Origin of the sequence: Legionella nautarum (assembly GCF_001467895.1) — a bacterium.
In the GTDB taxonomy this organism is placed as follows: domain Bacteria; phylum Pseudomonadota; class Gammaproteobacteria; order Legionellales; family Legionellaceae; genus Tatlockia; species Tatlockia nautarum.
Genome location: NZ_LNYO01000013.1, coordinates 847,645 through 867,115 on the forward strand (window position 1 = coordinate 847,645; position 19,471 = coordinate 867,115).

The window sequence follows — 19,471 nt, forward strand, 5'->3', positions numbered from 1 at the left end:
TTTGTTTTGGGGGGTATTGGTATTTTTGTAGGTTGGGCCAAAGTCCAACCTACCTATTTTATCCGTTCGGGCTGAGGAGGCCGTAGGCCGTCTCGAAGCCTTATTTTGGGATGTACCAGCTTCGAGACGGCCTACGGCCTCCTCAGCCCGAACGGATCTGTCATTTCAACTTGCGAAGAGCTCTTCAACCACAACAGCCATCTTCTACTCTTGGCGCTTCATCGCCTCAAAGAACTCTGCATTGGTCTTATGATTTTTCATACGTTCCAGCAAGAATTCAATCGCATCACATTCATCCATAGACTGTAGAATTTTGCGAAGAATCCAAGTACGGTGCAATTCTTCTGGAGATAGCAGTAAGTCTTCACGACGGGTACCTGAGCGGTTAATATTAATAGCAGGGAAGACGCGACGCTCAGAAATATTACGACTTAAGTGGATTTCCATGTTCCCGGTTCCCTTAAATTCTTCATAAATGACCTCGTCCATTTTAGAGCCGGTGTCAACAAGTGCCGTTGCAATAATCGTTAAGCTACCACCTTCTTCAATATTACGTGCAGCACCATAAAGACGCTTAGGTCTTTGTAAAGCATTCGCATCCACACCGCCAGTCAGTACTTTTCCTGATGATGGAACAACGGTATTGTAAGCTCGGGCTAAACGAGTGATCGAATCGAGTAAGACAACCACGTCTCGTTTATGTTCAACTAATCGTTTTGCTTTTTCAATAACCATCTCCGCCACTTGTACGTGACGATTCGCTGGTTCATCAAAAGTACTAGCTACAACTTCACCTTTTACTGAGCGCTGCATTTCAGTCACTTCTTCAGGGCGCTCATCAATCAGCAGCACGATCAAATAACATTCTGGATAATTCTTCTCAATTGAATGAGCTAGATTTTGCAGCATTAACGTTTTACCTGCCTTCGGCGGAGAAACGATAAGACCACGCTGGCCACGGCCAAAAGGAGCGCAAAGATCAACAACGCGAGCAGTTAAATCTTCTGTACTGCCATTGCCCTGCTCCATGACCAAACGCTCAGTGGCAAACAAGGGAGTTAGGTTTTCAAATAAAATCTTACGTTTTGCACTCTCAGGCGAATCAAAGTTAATTTGATCAACTTTTAATAAAGCGAAGTAGCGTTCGTTATCCTTTGGTGGCCGAATTTTACCGGTAATTGTATCACCAGTACGCAAACCAAAGCGTCTAATTTGACTGGGGGAAACATAAATATCATCAGGACCAGCTTGATATGATCCATCTTCAGAGCGAAGGAAACCGAAACCGTCAGTTAATACTTCTAAAACACCACCACCAAGAATGTCTTCACCTTTGTGGGAATGGGCCTTGAGAATGGCAAAAAGGATATCTTGTTTGCGCATGCGGGCAGTATTTTCAGCCCCCATGTCCTGTGCGATGTTGACAAGTTCGGCAATAGGTAATTGCTTAAGTTCACTAAGATTCATACTTCTCTCTTGATGGGTTGGTTAAACGAAATGGGTTTTCCGGGATAATTTAAATTGAAGGACAGTTTGGTAAGCCGCTGTCCACTAGCAATCTCTCAAACTCTCCGAATTCATTACTCTATCAGGTCAACTGCTCATCAACGATTAGTGTTCGATAATATCCCAGTTGTAAAACAAATTGGGTAACTTGAAAAGGCAACCTGAGAACGTGGCTACACATTGAGATAACAGCCTAGCATAGCTTTTTAATCAGATCCAGAGATTTTTCTCTTTCTACTTAAAAAAGTTAGAAAGAGAAAAAAGAGAGTGTGAATATTAGACATTGCTCTCAACAAAAGCACTTAGTTGTGATTTTGAGAGCAGCCCCATTTTCACTGCCTCCACCTGACCATTCTTAAATAAAATCAGAGTGGGGATACTCATAACACCATATTTAGAAGGAGTCTGTGGATTTTCATCGATATTAATTTTGGCAAAAACAATATTATCACTATGGTTTGCTGCCACCTCTTCGAGAATTGGAGTTAATGCACGGCATGGACCACACCACTCAGCCCAAAAATCAACCAAAACCGGCTTGCCTGAATTCAACACATCCTGTTCAAAACTAGAATCAGTGATTGTCTTTATATTAGCACTCATGAATAAAACCTCAGTTATTTAAAATTAGATGATCTGAGAAACATTATAGATCACCACAGACAGCTTGCAACACGCTAAGCGCTGTAATTGCTGCTGTTTCGGTACGCAATACTCTTGGCCCTAAACATAAGGGCTTAAAATCAGCAGCAAAAATCTGTTGGAGTTCTTCTGGACTAAACCCGCCTTCAGGACCAATAACTAGACTAAGTTCAGCTTCATCGAATTGATAATCGCGCCAGGTTTTCGCACCTCCGGGGTCTAATACTAATTTTAATTGACCCTCATTTTTCTGCAAATACTCATCGAGCATCATCACAGGATTCACTGTAGGAATTTGATTGCGCCCGGATTGCTCACACGCTGCGATAGCAATCGCTTGCCATTGAAGACGCTTTTTTTCCATTCGTCCTTGATCCAATTTCACCACAGAGCGTTCCGTAATCAGGGGACTGATGCTACTGACGCCCAATTCCACCGCCTTTTGCATGACAAATTCCATGCGCTCGCCCTTGGAGAGCGCTTGAGCAAGATGAATTATGCGCGGTGATTCTCTGCTTACTTCTCGCTCTGTTTCGATATTCACAATTACTTTTTTCTTATTTACACTCTGCAATGCGGCATCAAATTCACGATTATCACCACAAAATAAAACAATTTTATCACCAGGCTGCATCCGCAAAACAACGCCCACATGCTGGCTTGCTTCTTGAGTAAGTTCTATAGTTTGGCCAAGAACGAAAGAACCGGCCTGATAAATACGAATTTTTCTCACCACTACTCACAAAAAATGAAATTAAATTCTGGTTTTACTATACCCAAACTACTCCAAAATGCTAGACGAAGTGCTCTCCTGTTTTTTGAACATGAATTTGAGCTCATTGCCTTATCATCCTATACAGGGATGAAAACAATTCCTGGGAATATATCAGAATGGGTATATACTGCACAAAATGTTGATGCTATGTTAGCGCTTTTATTTTTAAGAGGATTAATCGTCATGAGCAATACACGTATTGAGACAGACAGCATGGGTGAAATTGCTGTTCCTGCCGATCGTTACTGGGGCGCGCAAACCGAACGCTCTCTACATCATTTTGATATCGGGCGCGATATTATGCCTCGCGAAGTGACTCATGCTTTCGGTATTTTAAAAAAAGCCGCTGCTTTGACTAATCTTGAGCTAGGCAAGCTGCCACAAGATAAAGCGGAACTGATTGTTAAAGCGGCAGAAGAAGTTTGCTCCGGTCGCTTAGACGAGCATTTTCCCTTGCATGTTTGGCAAACAGGCAGTGGCACGCAATCGAATATGAATGCCAATGAAGTCATCTCCAACCGCGCAATAGAAATGGCTAAAGGCACTATGGGCTCTAAAGCACCCATCCATCCTAATGATCATGTCAATATGTCGCAATCGTCAAATGACACCTTCCCAACCGCTATGCACATCGCAGCAGCAATCGCTATTTATCATAAATTGCTCCCTGCGGTGCGTAATTTGCGTGATGCCTTAGCCCACAAAATGCGAGCGTTTAAAGATATAGTAAAAATTGGCCGCACTCATTTGCAGGATGCTGTGCCAATGACTTTAGGGCAGGAATTTTCAGGATACGTTGCGCAATTAGATGCCTGCATTCAGCGTATAGAGCAAACTTTGCCCGAATTGTATGAACTGGCTTTAGGCGGTACTGCAGTAGGTACTGGATTAAACACGCATCCTCAGTTTGCTGTTAAAGCAGCAAGCCATATTGCTAGCATTACCAAGCTTCCTTTTAATTCTGCTCCGAATAAATTTGCAGCCTTAGCTTCTCATGAGCCCTTAGTTATGGCTCATAGCGCTTTTAAAGCCTTGGCTTGTGCCTTAATGAAAATAGCGAACGATGTTCGCTGGCTTGGTTCAGGTCCTCGTTGCGGTATTGGCGAACTTATTCTGCCTGAGAATGAACCGGGTTCATCCATCATGCCAGGTAAAGTCAATCCGACTCAATGCGAAGCAATGACCATGGTCTGCGCTCAAGTCATTGGCAATGATACCACCGTAGCGCTTGCTGCTAGCCAAGGAAACTTTGAGTTGAATGTATTTAAGCCCGTTATTATTTTTAACGTTTTACATTCTTTAAACCTCTTAGCGGATACCTGTCGTTCTTTCCAAGAATTTTGTGTTGAAGGCTTGGAGGCAAATCACTCCGTGATTGATTATTATTTACATCATTCTCTTATGTTGGTGACCGCGCTCAATCAGCACATTGGCTACGATAAAGCCGCCAAAATTGCTAAAACAGCTCATCACGAAGATATTTCATTGCAAGAAGCAGCGATCAAACTTGGCTTTTTAACGGCTGAACAATTCAGTGAGTATGTTAAACCCGAGGAAATGGTTAATCCTTAAGATAAACGGAGTTGATGCCCTAGGGCGTCAACCTGATATATCTGTTGTCAATCTCCGCGAAAATAGGGATGACAACAAACCATAGAAATGACTATTGAGTACAATGAGAATAATTGCTAATTAGTTAAATCGCCTTAGTTCTTCTAAAGACTGGGCGATTAAACTGACATTATTACTAAAAATCCATTGCAAACCACGATTTAATTCTCTGTATAAGCTAAATTTTGAATCAATCATTCCCACACCGACTCGCTTTTTTGCTGAGCGCAACCGTTTAATTTTGCTGTCATTAAATAAAAGATAATGACCTAACACACCGCCATACTTTTTTTGTAGGCAAAGGTTTAAGAACTGGGTCACATTATTATGTACAGCGACTAATAACAGACTTTCTGGTAAAAACGACTTGAGGGAAGCAAAAATAGGTTCGCTGAGACTAAGCAAATGATAATCAACGCAAGGGGTGAGTAATTGTAAGTCATTGTAGAGACTTGCTTCGGCGTGGAAGGGTTCTTTTAACTCAATAAATAAATGAAGACGCTTACCATAACGCTCCACCACCTCTGCCAAGGTTAATATTTCAGGAACCAATTGTCTTAATTGCTTAAAACTCAAGTCTTTGATAGCAACATTTTTGCTCCAAAGCCGCTGTAAAGTAGGGTCGTGATTAACCACTAAAACCCCATCAGCCGTTGCACGAAGATCAAACTCAATGCCCCAGCAACCTAAATCCAGTGCAGCAGCAAAAGCCGCATCCGTATTTTCAATAGTATTATTTTTTTTATCATGCGCGCCGCGATGGGCAATAATACAAACATCTGAAACTTTTAAACAATCCGGCTGTTTTTGCGGTAAAAAGGAGAAAAAATAATCCACTGATTTTTCAAGAGCTTTTAAAAAACACATAGTTATTAACACAGCAAAGAGTTTGGGAAATTTTGCAATTTTTTTTGTATAAAAACTACAATTATTAGAATCTTCTTCCATTTAATTTAAAAATTAATTTAATAAGAAAGAGTTAATTAGTTCTCCACAATGTTCTTAAGCGCAAAACTGCTCAATAATTATACTGCTTAATATTCCGGTAATTTTGTCAATGTAAACTGTATCTATAGGGAAAGAATACAGTTCAAGAACGGCATAAATTTTACATGAGGGTGTAATCATGAGAGAAAAATTACTTAACAACCTCAAAGAACTCCAAATATTGACCAACGTTGCTGATGATAATGAACAGATCAATGAGTTTAAAAAAGAGCTTAACACCCTAAGTGAAATAGTCAAGAGTACAGATGGAGCTCCTTTAGCTAAACTTGATAGCACGGTTAAGGAACTGCTTAAACGCCCAATTGTACTCAAACTCAGATTACTCAATGAATTAGAAGCAACTGCTTCAATGATTATCTCTGATTCAAACCTCTCTCAAAAATACTTAGAAGATATCTCAAAATATATTTCCCAAGCCTGCGACACTGATAAGTTTGATGAGTTAACCAAAATACAATCAGAATTTCAATTAATTGCAAGACCCATACAATTAGCTCTGCTAAGGTCGATGATTCAGCCTTTAACTACAATGACCACTTCTCCAGAAACTGAAATAACCAGTGCTGCCCCTAAAACAGCTCAACCAAATCAAGCGTCTGCAACAGGAAAAAGTCAATCAGGCTGGATCAGTATAACTAGCAACCTAGCCTCTAAACTATCTACTTTTGCTAGCGAAACCAAAACTAAATTAGCCGATTATACAGCAGAAAAATTGAGTTCAAGCTCCCCCCAAACAGTGCTTCTAGACTCACTTAAAAAATACCATAGAAATCTTAGCGAAATTAAAAATTTAACTTACCCAGCAGCCAACATGTTATCCCTTAAAGAACAATATGATGGGCTAACTTCATATCCTCTTGCAACAGTCACTGCGGAAAGCAAAAAATCAAAATTAACCAGAAAAAAAGTGAAACGCCGAATCGCTGAAATTATTGAACCCAAGGATCGGGAACTTAGCCAAAATGCCTATCGAGAATTACTAAAATTTCAGGAATTACAAGAATTAGATAAATTAACTGAAGAACAGCGTGAAGAATTTAAAACAGCCGGGATTAGTGAAGAAACAGTCTATGAATTGATAAAAATGAAATCTTTCCTTAGCCTCAAAGCTCAGGAGGAATTTATAACTGCCTTTAAAGCAGCAGGGATTAATGAGGAGGATAGTCGTAAGGCTCTTGAAGAGTTACAAAAAATGGGAAAACTTAGCGCGAAAACCATCGCTGTGTTTGCAGAAATGAAGGTCGGTGTAGAGTCGCTTAGAGCACTACGAAAACAGTCAAGAGTAGCGAGATTTGAAAGAATTGGCGTTCTCAAAGATGAGCTTAAAGAACTAACGACCATTAGCGAAGACCTATTGAAAACTGAGGGAGTTACGATTAGCTCAAAAGCCCTTAACGAATTACATCAGTCAAAATTGAGCATAAGAGCCCGTGAGCAATTAGAAGATTTAAAAACAATCTTCGAAGGACTAGAGGAAGCACTTCAAAAACAGCGAGAAGAGATGGGAGAAGAGGTTAGCAAACTAGCCGCGCAAGAGAAAACTCAACCCTTCTCCGAAAGGTTGCTAGCCTATCAAAAAAGCAGAGTTAGCGAAGAAACTCTCAACGAATTAGAACATAGTCATCTGAGCGCAGAAACCATCCAAGAATTCGAAAAAGCGGGAATTAGTCCTGAAATTCTGGCAAAAATACAGCGCTCAGAAAAGGTGGACTTTCAAGAAACTAAACTTAATGACAAGGTTCTCAAAGAACTGCAAAAACCCAAGCTTAGTGAAACGACTGTCAAAGAATTGCAAGAACGAATCACTTTGGCAGAATTAAAAGAACAAAATGATGAGTTAGATAAAGAGGTTGCCTTCCTAATAGGAGAATTAAATGGTTACCTTAACCTTGCTAAAACTAGAGAACTTACCTTAACAAAAGAAGTATTGGCTCATCCATTGATTAGTACTCAGCTAGGGGAAATTAAGGCATTACAACCATTAATAGAAAAAAATATTGGAGAATTTAATGGACTAATCATTGAAGTAAGTAATGTAGCAAACTGGAAACATAGGCATACCAAGCTGAAACTGATACAGGATGCCCTTAAAAAATCTTATGATGATATTGAAGTGGCTACAAATCGAATCAATGCGCAAATTGAAGATCTAAAAGCCCAAGCCAATGAATCTTTTACAGCTTCCCCCTCACAACCACCCAGCTCCACTTTCGAAAGGTCACAAAGCATGAAAGGCGAGTTACAGCCATCTCAGCTAACTGACCATCAAACTCAGACTCCAATAATTGAAACAGCGGTCTCTGCCCCCCCTTTAGTTGAAACAACCTCAACCCTAGAAAGCAATGCTCAGAAAAAAATCAGTCTTGAGACAGAATCCACAAAAGAGCAGCCTTTCAGCACTTTGAGAGAAGAATGTAAAAAATTAGAAACCACGTATTTTGCTCGAGTAGAGAACATTAATAGTGCAATTGATCGCTTTGCAACAACCAGAGCAGTAATAATCAAGACTCTTAACTTAGAACAGACTGATGATGGAAAAAAGGCCCCCCCTAAAGAACCAGAATCCACTTTTATTGAAAGGAGAGTTAAAGAAGTTAAAAGTATTGAAAGGGGTGTTAAAAGTTTATTGGGAGCAAGTGAAGGCTCCGTCAGCGAGAATAAATCAGCAAAACCGATGGACAAACCTGTGTTGACAGAAACCGCTTTCCAAAAACAGATCAGGTTAACAAAGTCAAATTTACTGAGTAATAACGCTTTTATGGAAGCTCTAGAGGATTACAATGCTTTGGTGGATGAGTTTTATAAGACAACAAAAACTAAAGAAGAATCCTTGGTGGAGCTGTCTAGCGATAACTCCAAATCCACAATAAACGATAGTGAAAGACTCAGACGACAAAACGAGGCTATAGCAAACTCTAATCTAGCTTTACAAGAAGTAGAAACTTCGCTGACAGCCACAGTGGCAACTCTCAATAACCTAATTGCTAAAGAGGACGAAAATAGAAAGAATTTAATAGCTGCTAAAGGAGAAGAAATTTCAAAATTACTCTCTACACTAAGAGATCTATCTAAAAAAACTAGTGAAAACTCTAGCTATAGTGGCATTATTATCAACGACAAAGAAGATGGTAATACTTTAGATATCGCAAAATTCGAAGCAAAGGTTAAGAAAAATGTAGAAAATTTATTAAATTTTTCAACGGACCGAATTTCGGTTGATGCAAGTTTTCAAAAAGAAAAAATCGAGAAATATATCTCAACTTTTGAGAAAGCAATTATTGATGTAAATATGAGATATTTAGCCAATTATGAAGCCGCTAACAACCAAATAGAAATACTACGTAAAGCGCAATCCGATTTTAGCCTAGCGCAAATAAAAGCCAAGAATCCCTTAGTACAAGAAAACCAAGCTGAGATTGAAGCACAATTAAAAGCAGAGGAAGCTGTTGTGGGCCTAAGGGAAGGCTTAAACCAGCTAACTAAACCAGAGCTAGACGAGCAAAAGCAACCTAAACCTATTTGCTATAACTTAAATAAAACGGAGCTGATGCTATTACTTGAGGAAACTACAAAGCACCAACAAATATTGGCGCGACATTCATCAAATTTAAAAGCCCGAGCCTCCTCGGAGGAAGTTAAAATAGTTCGAGAAATGATGAGTATCGCCACGGACGCCGCAGCAAATTTACCCCCTCCGCCCCCAACGAAATCAGGAATGAAAAAAGCAGACCCTGCTTCGGAGGTTCTTACAAAAATTACAAAAGGGCTACAAGAGCATTTGGATACCTATTTCACCAATATAAGTAAAACAACTGAGGAAGAAAGAACCCACTTTATTACACAATGTATAGATACTATGTATAAAGAGCTCAGCGAAGAAAATTTAATGAACTTATCCCAGCGTAATGAAGCACAAACCATTATAGTGGAAACCATTAATTCGTTAATCGAACTAATCTCTAATTTAGCTAAGTTTTTAAGTATTCCGGTCTCAGCTCAAAAACGCAAGTTTAATACCCAATTTTGGGCTAGCCCCACGGAAGAGACGATGGCCGCGGCTGCAGAAAATGCTCATACTCAATTGAAGGAACTGAAAGGTAAACTGGATAAGAACCTACCTAAACCTGAGACTGAGACTGAGACTGAGACTGAGACTGAGACTGAGACTGAAGAGAATAGAGTAGTTCAAAAACTATAACTTTGTATACGAGCTGATCCTAGAATAATTATTGACAGCTCAATCATTCTTAAGTATGTTAGCCACCAATTGCCGAGGTGGTGGAATTGGTAGACACGCTAGCTTCAGGTGCTAGTGGGGGCAACCCCGTGGAGGTTCGAGTCCTCTTCTCGGTACCATTTTTTCAAAGACCTGCTCTATATCTGAAAAATCACACAAAAGTGCTGCAGTTTTTCGTAGCAACTCCCTCGTACTAATCCCGAACCTACGTAAATCATCTCGAGCCGTATCCATCCCTATTTGGCATTGTATACCCCTTGGATGGATAGTTCTTACACGCTAGTTCAACAAGCCTAGCGCAAATACTCAGAATTCTTGGCAACCTTTCTCTCCCCTCTCCTAATTGGCATTCTGTCAATTAGGTAAAGAAGTTTCCGCTAGACGTTTAGGGTTAAACAGTCATAGTGGTTGGTTCGGTTGGCGTAATGACCCTCCCTGCTTCTACCAGCTCTGTTAACTGAGCAGAGGATGCAGAGGATCGAAGATTACTCCTGACCCCTACTAGACATGGATTGGACGATGAGAAAAATACTTGGCAGGAATTTAAAATGCTTCTCGCACTATGCCGCTCTGCCCAGTCAATACTTCTCGCCCAGATACAAAAAGCCAGGGCCATACACATAAGCATTCCTCCAAATGGAGGCAAAAGACTAAACAATGCCATTTCTCCACTACTCAAGGTTTTGATGTATTCAGTGAGATAATCAACTATAGCAAAACCTAAAAAAAGACCTACAGCTCCAAAAATGCCAACTAAACCTAGGCAAACAACACATACAACGTCAGAAAAAGAAAAGGTTTGATAGCACTCACTCCAGCAGGAATTATCCAACTCAGTGACCGAGCCTTCATCTTGAGGGAGAGGTCTATAAGCTAATCTTTGGTCAGTTACGTCCTCAAAAACTAATCTTCGATCTGTTGCGTCACCAGAATTTTCCTCAAAATTTGGCTCTCTCTCAAAAAAACGCATATCCAATCCCTAGTTTGTTTATAAAAAAAATTAACCAGCCAAAATATAAACGATCTTGAATTAAAAACAATGTATGAAGGGTCTTTTATTTCAGAATAAAGGGGCAGGATGGCGCCTTCTACTGATCAGATTGTCCAAAAGCTTGGCCATAGCGAATCGTATCCCCGGCACGTAAATGATCAAGCCAATGCACACGTTTTCCATCCGCGAATAAAAGCACAACAGTAGAGCCTAATTTAAAATAGCCCATTTCTTCGCCTTGTTTTACAAGAGTCTCTGATTCCTTAAGCTCAGCAAAGTTAAAGTATCGTTTTTGTTTTGATCGTTTAATATCACCTTGCCAACGCGTACCAATCGCACCAACGATAGTTGCTCCAACTAATACCATTGCCATCAAACCCAATTTCGTTTCAAAAAAACAGACTAAGCGCTCATTGCGTGCAAACAAATGAGGCACAACTCGAGCTGTGGTGGGCTGTACCGAAAATAACTTACCCGGGACATAAATCATTTCTGTTAACTTGGCATCAATAGGCATATGGATGCGATGATAATCTTTGGGTGAAAGATATAATGTCGCAAAACGACCATGGGTAAATTTCTCACTTAAACCGGCTTCACAGGCTAATAGTTCAGCAACTGTGTAATAGCGACCTTTGGCTTGTAAAATTTGACCTTTTTCAATTGGACCGAGCTCGCTGATGGATCCATCTACAGGCGAAACAATATCAGCCTGCGCTAAGGGTCTGCATTCTGGTTTTAAATGACGAATAAAAAAATCATTGAAACAGCTATAGGCATTCAAACTTTGTTCTTTTGCCTCACTCATATCGACGCCATACTGTTGGATAAAAGCTTGTATCAATCCATTTTTAATTATTGGGATTTTTACATCAGCCATTAAACCAGCCAAATGAGTCAAGCTATGTTTGGGTGCCACAAATTGAGGCAGTGTTTTTAAAAGGTCACTTAGCATAAAAATCAAATACAATTAAACAGATTTTTGAATAATACCTTGAAAAGACTGGGCTTGTCATTTTAAGAATAGCAGGCCGTCAATTATAGTAAAATCAGAGCTGGCGAAAAAGCATTCTCACGAAGAAAATGCTTTGATTCTTCAGAATGCAGGCTGTTCTGTTTCAGAGTTAGCTACGAACACAAAATCTGAGTCTAGCTCTCTTTCTTCCTTTTTAAGGGCGGGTAAAGTATAGGATTTTTCTTTAGCATAAGGTTCTAAAGAGGCAAGAAGTGGACAAGGATGGGATTCGCTAATTTCTGCTTGCAAAACAAGATCCTGCGTTAACTTTAGCATTGTTTTTTTAACTCCTTTTGCAATTTCTTGGCTCTGGATATCCCCTGTATCGGGGTTTTCATCTTTCTCGCTTCTTTTTTGCTTTATGTCTTTTTTCATCGCATCCAAAATAGTCTTAAATAATAGCGGGTTTAAAGACGTTGAAGTAATTCCACCTTCAGCAAAAATGAAAGCTAGAATTCTTTCGTTAGAAAGTCCTGGATTTTTGGCCTCATCAAAATAGTCTCGGACAGTTTCGCCCCTTACGCGATTCATTAAAATATTCCACCAAGGTCCCTCATAAGCAGTTACTGCCTTTAAAACCATTTCTTGGAATTCTGCCCTAGGCATGTTAGCTACCCATTCATACATATAATCCTGCAATAGAAAGATATTCCTTTTTGCATAAATATGGGCAAATCGTTCGTCAGTTAAAACAAATTCTCTTGCTTTTTGAACATAAAAAAGTTTATCAAACTCATCCTTATTAAAGGCGGTACGAACACTCAATAAATTCACATCAATTTGCTCTGTATCCGCGAGCATTTTTGGAATTAAATGGGCAATCAATTGCGTGTTTAAGGAGTTGGATTTAAGACCACTTACACTTAAAATAGTTGCCAAACGGTCGGCAGAATTTTCATTCGCCGATTCTTGTAAATAATCTAACACGGGGTTTTTACGCCCACGATTAGCAGTCACATTATAGAAACTGGGTTGATAATCTTGCTCAATGATTTCTTTAATATACTTGTCAAATTGACCTGCAGGAAGCTTCGATACCCAATTAAATAAAGCAGTTAAACAAGAATTTACTACTTCGTCTTCAGTATGTTTGCGTTTTAATAAAGCAGGATAATCATGTTGCACTTCTGCATTAAGCGATTGATCTTCTAAGGATAAATGTCGTTGCAGATTTAATCCGCCATAAATGCACTGTAAGCCCTCAAAAAATTTAGTAAATTGACCCGACCAAACATTCAGTTCCTTATTACCCAATATGAAATCAAGATCTTTTTCACAATTCTGTATTAGTTTGATCATCCCTTCGAGAAAGATATTATTTTTTTCTACAGTCAAATCCCCTAGATCCAAGTTTTTATAATCACTGAAAAGGATATGAAACCGTTCAAAAAATTGCTCGAACCTAATTAAGGCTCGCAATAAATTATGCTCGGGGTGACAATCAATTTGCTCTGATTCATTAATTTTTTCAGGTTCGCCTAAAAGCATCCAGGCTTTTGCTAGCTCTTGATCTTCTCCCTCCAAACGCTTTTTTTTAGGCATAGGAATGGGCACAGTTCTCAGCTCATTCGCCACCTGATTAGCTAGAATTTTCGCTTCTTCTATAACTGAGCTCAAAATGGGAACATGTGAATCTCGCCAAAATTTATGGTAATTATTTTTCATCCGCTCCAAGTCATAATGACCTTCTGGAGCAACATCATAAGCATTGAGAATAGGTTGTGAGACAGGGGGTTCCTTAGCTTTTTGCAAATCCTCCTTTGCTGTTTTTTCTAGCTCCCGAGCCTCCATTTTTTGATTCTGATTAGCAGCCCATTCCTGTATTTTTTTATAGGCCGAAGGCTTATTACGTAAAAATTTGGCAAATCCAGACACCGGAATGCCATATTCATTTTCTTCACAACCCTGGTAATAAACTACTTGCGAACGAAATTCATCATATTCATTCTGAAAAACTGTAACCATATGATCAACAAATGATTTTTTGTCGGTTTCGCTATTAAATAAGAGAGGATACTCTCGCTCGTAATCAGGTCCTGAAGGAAGGGAACTATAATCGAGGGGTAAATCACCTAGATATTCTTTAAGGCGTACACGCAACATCTCCGGATCAAAACTTAGTAATTCTTTTAACAAAGCTTCAAACATTTGCTCCTGGAATTCAACTGATCCTGCTAGAGATTGAAATGCCTCAGCCGCCTGATGATGCTTATAATAATTAAAATTCCCAGGTATAGTATTGGCCGGCCAATGGGTTCTATTAAGCACATTAGGAAAATTATCTAATTCCTCCGCTTTTAAACTCATCCCCTTTTTAGGTATGGGTTTAAGAATACCGTCAATATACCGCCCACCTTTCATAATATGGGTAATGTGGTAGAGGATCATATCCCAATCAAGTAAGCCGAAAAGGCTAAAATTATCAGGATGACGGTCGTCACATTTATAACGCCAGGCTGCGACTAATAGTTCAGCGACATTGTATTGAATAAGCGTTTCTTTAGAGGGGCAAACCAGTTCTCTTTCTTTGGGATCGGTAGGAATATTTTTACCCGCACTTAATAAGGGCTTATAATCAGGTAATTTAAAAGAGAGTGTTCCCAGGATTTTCTTTCCCGTCTCATCAAAAACGAGCCTCTCTTCAGCAGCTCTATCTGCTAGAGAAAGGCGCAGGGCAACACTTGCAGCGACAGAGTATTTAGCTAATAGAGGGGGATAATCGTCAGCGATAGGCTTAAAATACCCAACCTGTTCTTGACCATCAGCATCAAATAAGCGAACCATTTTAACTTCATGGCCTGAGGGAGTAACTACTTGCCCTTCGAGGTATTGTAACTGGCTAATATAAAGTGCCTTCAATGGCAGAGACATGGCTCTTTCCTAATTCTGAATCCTTGAATAATTCATATTAATCAGAAATGAGAGAACAGTTCAATAGTATTAATAAAAGCTAAACTGCATTTTCATGAAATAAATTGTAAATTCACTAATCAGAATTGATAGTTTGGTAAGCTCTTAATTGGTTATTGCTTCTACAGTTAAACTATTTTTGGACGAGCGTTGTTTAGATCTGAAAAAGAGCAGGCTTAAAATCGCTACCGTACTCACTAAAACACCGGGTAGCCAATTCGCGCCTAATTTGACAGCTTGTTCTGCAAGGGGAAGACTGACAGCACCGAGGCTAGCCGCTAGAGCCCAAACCGTTGATACGCCTTGACAGCGATATTGAGCAGGTAATTGCAAATACAGCAAATAATACAGCACTGAACAAGCTAAAGCATTGCCTAAGGCATAGCCTAACACGGACAGCAAAACAGCTTGAGAAAGATAAACCGTCGTAAAGAAAAAAAGGCAAGGAGCAGCTAGACTAATAACAACCATGCTAGCCTGCATTAAACGGTAAACCTGAGAGGGCTGTGAAAAATAAGCGATAGGGATAGCGAATAATGCAGAGAGTAATTGTGCTAGCGAACCAAGCCAAGCACATTGTGTTTTAGTCCATAATTGCTTATCAATGGCAAATGATACCCAAAACACATTGCAGATATAAACCATCACACTTACAAAAGCGCCGAGAATTGCAATATTCAACAAACCGCGCCAATGAGCTCGCCAAATCGTTCGAATAGACCTATTCTCTTTTTGGAACTCCGGGGATTCGCGCAGGCGCTTCCGTAAACGACAGACTCCTAGTGATACCATAGCAACTACTGCAAAAATCAACCGCCAGGCCCACAGGATATTTAGGTATTGTAAAAGGGTAGCTAGTGAAGCCCCAAAAAACATGCCTAAGGCACCACTTGCAGCCACCAAACTACCAGCCATTAATGGTCTCTTTGGATGATGCTCTACCAAAAACATGGCAGAAGTATTAATTTCTCCTCCTAAAGCGAGACCTTGAGCAATTCGTAAACCAAGTAATCCCCAGGGAGCAAGCAAACCAATTTGTGCATAAGTGGGCAATAAACAAATACCTAAGGTGGCAAATCCCATTAGAGCAGCAGAAAAAACCATCGGATTGCGTCGGCCGCTGAGATCCGCTTTGCGACCAAAAAACCACCCGCCTACTGGTCGAGCAAAATAAGCTGCTGCAAATAGGGCAAAACTTAGCATTAAGCTATAAGAAGAAGGCGGGAAAAAATCATCCGCAAACACTGATTTTGCTAAATAAAGATAAAGGCTAAAATCAAGCCATTCAAGAAAAATAAGCGCTAATACTAAGGCTAAACTACTCCGCTTCATCATGCACTCGGTGCTGCTGTGATTATGGTGGAAACCTCCTGATTCAACTGCTTACCTAGCGTGTTGAATGCTTCACTCGAAGCAGGCCGGTAGAAAAATAGAAAATCACCTGTATTCTTTTGGTGTACAAAATTAGCAATCGAAGCGGTAAGCACAAGAGTAAGTATATTGGCGATAATTGCCATTGCCACCCTAAGTTCAGGATGTCGGTCTATTTCAACAACCTCTTTTATATAATTTTCCGCGCGACTAATTCCGGCAGTTAGTTTCTCTAGTTTTTGTTCAGTAGGCATCTCTTTAGGTGCATTCAAAGCGTCATAAATTGTCTGGTATAAATCCTTACGATAAAGATGTTCAGAGCGGAGTAAATGCTCATATTTATCATCTGCACTCTCATCTATTTTTGCTTCTTTTTTTAACCTAGCCCTTATCGTTTGGCACTCCTCTTCAACTCGCAGGATTGCTCGATAGAGCTGTCTGCTTTTTTCATCATTTCTAACTACATACTCAATAAACAGATCATCAAAGTCGAGTGCACGTAGACGATTGATCAGAATTAAAGACTCATCCAAATTATAAGCTTGTGTTCTAAGGCGAGCATTTTCTATATTTTTGCCGATGTTGTCATAGTCAGCACTTATTCTCCGATTGCTGATTCCAGTTTGTAATAGTTCGACTAGATAAGGCGGGAGCTTATTTTTAGTAGTTATCCTTGCCAATAAAAGACGAAAATCATGACCCTCTGTATTATCCTGTATAGCTAATCGGAAAGCAGACTGACTCTCCTCCGGGGCAATTTGCTCCAGTTTAACCAGAGCTGCTGCCGCTCTAGTTTGCAACGGTTCAGCAAAATGAAGTAGCAAATCATCAACAGGTAGCCCCTGTTGCTGTAGTACCAGAACTGCTCTAGCAAGGGATAGATTCCCTAACAATAGGCTAAAAGGAAGATTTGTCGAGCCTTGCAAATGAACACTCGCAAAGGTTTCGATAGCAGCAGACGTTAACTCGGCTGACACATGGTCGCAAGCTTCTAGTGCTGTAAAACTAGTAATGACCTCTTTGAATAACTTATTTTCCTGCTCTTCACTTAGGGGGGATTCTCTCTCCTCAGTCAGTTTAGAGGTCAGTAAATCCAAGGCTCGGGCTAACTCTTTAGCAATATTTTTTGTTTTGCTAAGTTGCTGCGCAGGGGGAATTTCGCATCGTGTTGCCAACGCAAAGACTTGCAGCTGCCCTGAAAATAACTTAGATAACTCCCTGTCAAGCTCCGAGAGCTGCAGTCTTTTATATATTAATCTGGCATTCTCTTCTTTTAACTGACTTTGAACTTCTTTCCAAGTGATTTCATGGTTAATAAACTGTACAACAATCGGTAATATGGCCTCTAAATAGTCTTGAACTACCTCATCTAATTTTTTGCCTCTCACTAAATGGACTACCGACATGATTAATTGACGGGTAAAAGGCTGCTCTAATTGCTCGAAACTGAACTCAATATTACTACTGGCTAGAAGGCTGGCTGTTTGGTGTAAATCTGGAGTAAAAGCCAGCTCTTTTATCTGCTCTGGCAAGAATTTTTTCTCCTGTGCTTTAACAATTTGTGAGGCTAGATTTGGATAAATCTTAAAAGCTTCAATCAACTGACTAAATTCAACTGGACTAAGCTGACCCTGACTGAATAATATAAGACATGCTTGTTTCCATTCCCTATTGTTTAGCCGATGAATTTCGCTGAAAGCCACTAATGAAATTTCTTCTCTAAGTAGATCTCTAAGAGCCGATTCTAACTGGCAACTTGCCAACAAATTAACAGCAGAGACCACAGCAGGGTTTACTAAATAACTAGCTAAGAGTAAATGCTTAAAACCAAGTTCGTTTAGAATGAGAGCTGCATTTAATTGTTCCGCAGAGCTGCAGTAATAAAGCGATTCTAACAATACCCGATCTTTGCCTTCTAAGAACCAATTTGCTAAGGTCGACAAGAGCTCTTTCGACAGGGCTTTACCCGTAAGCTCCGCTGTTTGCTCATATTTTTGTAAAATATGATTAAAAAAAGCAGATAGTCCGAGTAAGCACTCATTGTATTGATTTTCTTTCTTATCCTGTACCAAATAATCTGCTAGGATCAGTGGATCAAAAACTCGTTCGAGGACTTGAACAATCTTTGAGTCTCCCAAAGTCTCATATAATTGCAAAAGAGTAGGCTCAGAAATAGTTGAATGAGTTAATAACAATCTGCACATTAGAGTATGGCGAAAATTATCCTTGGGAAATTGCCAATCATAAGCAATAATATGTTCAAATTTCAACCAACAATCTTTTGTTCCCTTGATTTGCTCTAATAAAGTCTCGTGATAATTATTTTGAATAATAAAACGCAGGCTAAGGGTTTTCTGTGCATCCGCTAAATACTCCGACAACAGCTCGTCATGTTTACCAGGAATTAACCGATATAACTTCTCAACTAAAAACTGATCAGCCAGAATAAGATCCTGCCTTTCAGCACTCAGACCATAGCGTTCAAAAGCCAGCAGGAGTTCTATTTGATGAGTAGCTAATATTCTATTACCAACTTCTAATGCACTGAGCCTTGTATAGAGATCAGAGCTTGAATCTAAACATTTTTGCACTTGCTGTGAGCTAAGCTTTTGTTCAAAGCCATTCAGTAAATTTAAAAGTTTGCTCTCTAAAATCTCAGGCATTCTTGCGTCGAAGAGTTCTAGTAATTTCTCACTATCTTCAGAGTGGTCATAGGGTAAAAATAAATTAATAAGACCTGCAGCGGGATTGATCTCTCCAGTAGGGGTTAATATTTGTCTGAGAAATTTTTCGAGAACCGGTGATGCTATGTCGTCAATTAGTCCGTTATTATCTATAGATACTGCACTGATATCACAGGGAAACCTACAAAATGGTTCTGGGTCAAATGAAGTTAAAACCTTAAGTTCTACTTGCTCCGGCGGTAAATTAGGATTTTTCGAAAGCCCAATAATCCATTTGCTTGGCTCATCTTTTCGATAAAAAAGAGAGAGTCCGCGCAGATGGTTATCTTGATCAAGATAGCCAAAGCAGATTTTCTTAAAATGAAGAATAGCTTGCACTTCGACCTCATCTTCCTTTAAAAAAGGGAGAGGCATAGAAGGCACCGTCTTCGAAGTAAAAAGCAAAAATAAATTGCCAGCAGTCCTATTACCCTGCGCATAGTTGTTTGGGGGGCTTTGTTTTTCATCTTGCCATCTCTCTTGGAAGGCGAGATATTGTTCGAGGGTACCAAAAAAACGAGAACGCAGCTTATCGAGGTCAACTTGCTTTTTATCTGTACCAGGAGCAACGTATTGCGCACGTCTAAAAGCAGGAAAAACAGTTTTTGCATTACCTTGGATTAAATGGGGCATTATCAGCTCCTCCTAACTACTGGGCACCAGCTATTGTAACACTTAGCTT

Annotated in this window: 11 protein-coding genes and 1 tRNA gene; 3 read left to right on the forward strand and 9 right to left on the reverse strand. The window is 39.8% G+C overall.

Annotation, left to right across the window (positions count from 1 at the left end; all coding sequences use genetic code 11):
- Positions 1-204: 204 nt before the first annotated feature.
- From rho to Lnau_RS07130, 3 genes are all read right to left on the reverse strand, one after another.
- On the reverse strand, positions 205-1,467 hold the full coding sequence (gene rho, locus Lnau_RS07120) for a transcription termination factor Rho (RefSeq protein ID WP_058504436.1): 1,263 nt from the start codon (positions 1,465-1,467) through the stop codon (positions 205-207).
- A 315-nt stretch (positions 1,468-1,782) separates the two neighbouring features.
- Entirely contained in the window at positions 1,783-2,109 is a 327-nt protein-coding gene (trxA, locus tag Lnau_RS07125; protein WP_058504437.1) for a thioredoxin, read from the reverse strand.
- Positions 2,110-2,152: 43 nt separating this feature from the next.
- Entirely contained in the window at positions 2,153-2,881 is a 729-nt protein-coding gene (locus Lnau_RS07130; RefSeq protein ID WP_058504438.1) for a 16S rRNA (uracil(1498)-N(3))-methyltransferase, read from the reverse strand.
- A gap of 225 nt (positions 2,882-3,106) precedes the next feature.
- Between Lnau_RS07130 and fumC the strand changes: the two genes are divergently transcribed.
- Positions 3,107-4,495: a class II fumarate hydratase gene (fumC, locus tag Lnau_RS07135; RefSeq protein WP_058504843.1), complete on the forward strand. Its 1,389-nt coding sequence runs from the start codon at positions 3,107-3,109 to the stop codon at positions 4,493-4,495.
- Positions 4,496-4,615: 120 nt separating this feature from the next.
- On the opposite strand, the gene Lnau_RS07140 is transcribed toward fumC, so the two are convergent.
- Positions 4,616-5,401, reverse strand: coding sequence for a glycerophosphodiester phosphodiesterase (locus tag Lnau_RS07140; protein WP_058504844.1), 786 nt, complete (start codon positions 5,399-5,401; stop codon positions 4,616-4,618).
- A gap of 259 nt (positions 5,402-5,660) precedes the next feature.
- On the opposite strand from Lnau_RS07140, the gene Lnau_RS07145 reads away from it, so the two are divergent.
- Positions 5,661-9,740: a hypothetical protein gene (locus tag Lnau_RS07145; protein ID WP_058504439.1), complete on the forward strand. Its 4,080-nt coding sequence runs from the start codon at positions 5,661-5,663 to the stop codon at positions 9,738-9,740.
- 71 nt (positions 9,741-9,811) lie between these two features.
- Positions 9,812-9,898 (forward strand) — tRNA-Leu (locus Lnau_RS07150).
- 272 nt (positions 9,899-10,170) lie between these two features.
- Here the strand turns inward: Lnau_RS07150 and Lnau_RS07155 are convergent.
- The 5 genes from Lnau_RS07155 to Lnau_RS07175 form a co-directional block, all read right to left on the reverse strand.
- The gene (locus Lnau_RS07155) at positions 10,171-10,749 is read right to left on the reverse strand and encodes a hypothetical protein (protein WP_058504440.1); all 579 of its coding nucleotides are present in this window, start codon (positions 10,747-10,749) and stop codon (positions 10,171-10,173) included.
- Between the two features lie 118 nt (positions 10,750-10,867).
- Positions 10,868-11,725 (reverse strand): archaetidylserine decarboxylase, encoded by an 858-nt coding sequence (asd, locus tag Lnau_RS07160; protein ID WP_058504441.1) that lies wholly within the window; start codon positions 11,723-11,725, stop codon positions 10,868-10,870.
- A gap of 141 nt (positions 11,726-11,866) precedes the next feature.
- Entirely contained in the window at positions 11,867-14,656 is a 2,790-nt protein-coding gene (locus Lnau_RS07165; protein WP_058504442.1) for a hypothetical protein, read from the reverse strand.
- 144 nt (positions 14,657-14,800) lie between these two features.
- Entirely contained in the window at positions 14,801-16,030 is a 1,230-nt protein-coding gene (locus Lnau_RS07170) for an MFS transporter (RefSeq protein ID WP_058504443.1), read from the reverse strand.
- Positions 16,027-19,422, reverse strand: coding sequence for a hypothetical protein (locus Lnau_RS07175; RefSeq protein ID WP_058504444.1), 3,396 nt, complete (start codon positions 19,420-19,422; stop codon positions 16,027-16,029). The genes Lnau_RS07170 and Lnau_RS07175 overlap by 4 nt, the downstream gene beginning before the upstream one ends.
- Positions 19,423-19,471: the final 49 nt, after the last annotated feature.

Excerpts from the sequence above, each read along its gene's own strand:
- rho (WP_058504436.1), bottom strand. The coding sequence starts at position 1,467 with ATGAATCTTAGTGAACTTAAGCAATTACCTATTGCCGAACTTGTCAAC.
- trxA (WP_058504437.1), bottom strand. The coding sequence starts at position 2,109 with ATGAGTGCTAATATAAAGACAATCACTGATTCTAGTTTTGAACAGGAT.
- fumC (WP_058504843.1), top strand. The coding sequence starts at position 3,107 with ATGAGCAATACACGTATTGAGACAGACAGCATGGGTGAAATTGCTGTT.
- Lnau_RS07140 (WP_058504844.1), bottom strand. The coding sequence starts at position 5,401 with ATGTGTTTTTTAAAAGCTCTTGAAAAATCAGTGGATTATTTTTTCTCC.
- Lnau_RS07145 (WP_058504439.1), top strand. The coding sequence starts at position 5,661 with ATGAGAGAAAAATTACTTAACAACCTCAAAGAACTCCAAATATTGACC.
- Lnau_RS07155 (WP_058504440.1), bottom strand. The coding sequence starts at position 10,749 with ATGCGTTTTTTTGAGAGAGAGCCAAATTTTGAGGAAAATTCTGGTGAC.
- asd (WP_058504441.1), bottom strand. The coding sequence starts at position 11,725 with ATGCTAAGTGACCTTTTAAAAACACTGCCTCAATTTGTGGCACCCAAA.
- Lnau_RS07165 (WP_058504442.1), bottom strand. The coding sequence starts at position 14,656 with ATGTCTCTGCCATTGAAGGCACTTTATATTAGCCAGTTACAATACCTC.
- Lnau_RS07170 (WP_058504443.1), bottom strand. The coding sequence starts at position 16,030 with ATGATGAAGCGGAGTAGTTTAGCCTTAGTATTAGCGCTTATTTTTCTT.
- Lnau_RS07175 (WP_058504444.1), bottom strand. The coding sequence starts at position 19,422 with ATGCCCCATTTAATCCAAGGTAATGCAAAAACTGTTTTTCCTGCTTTT.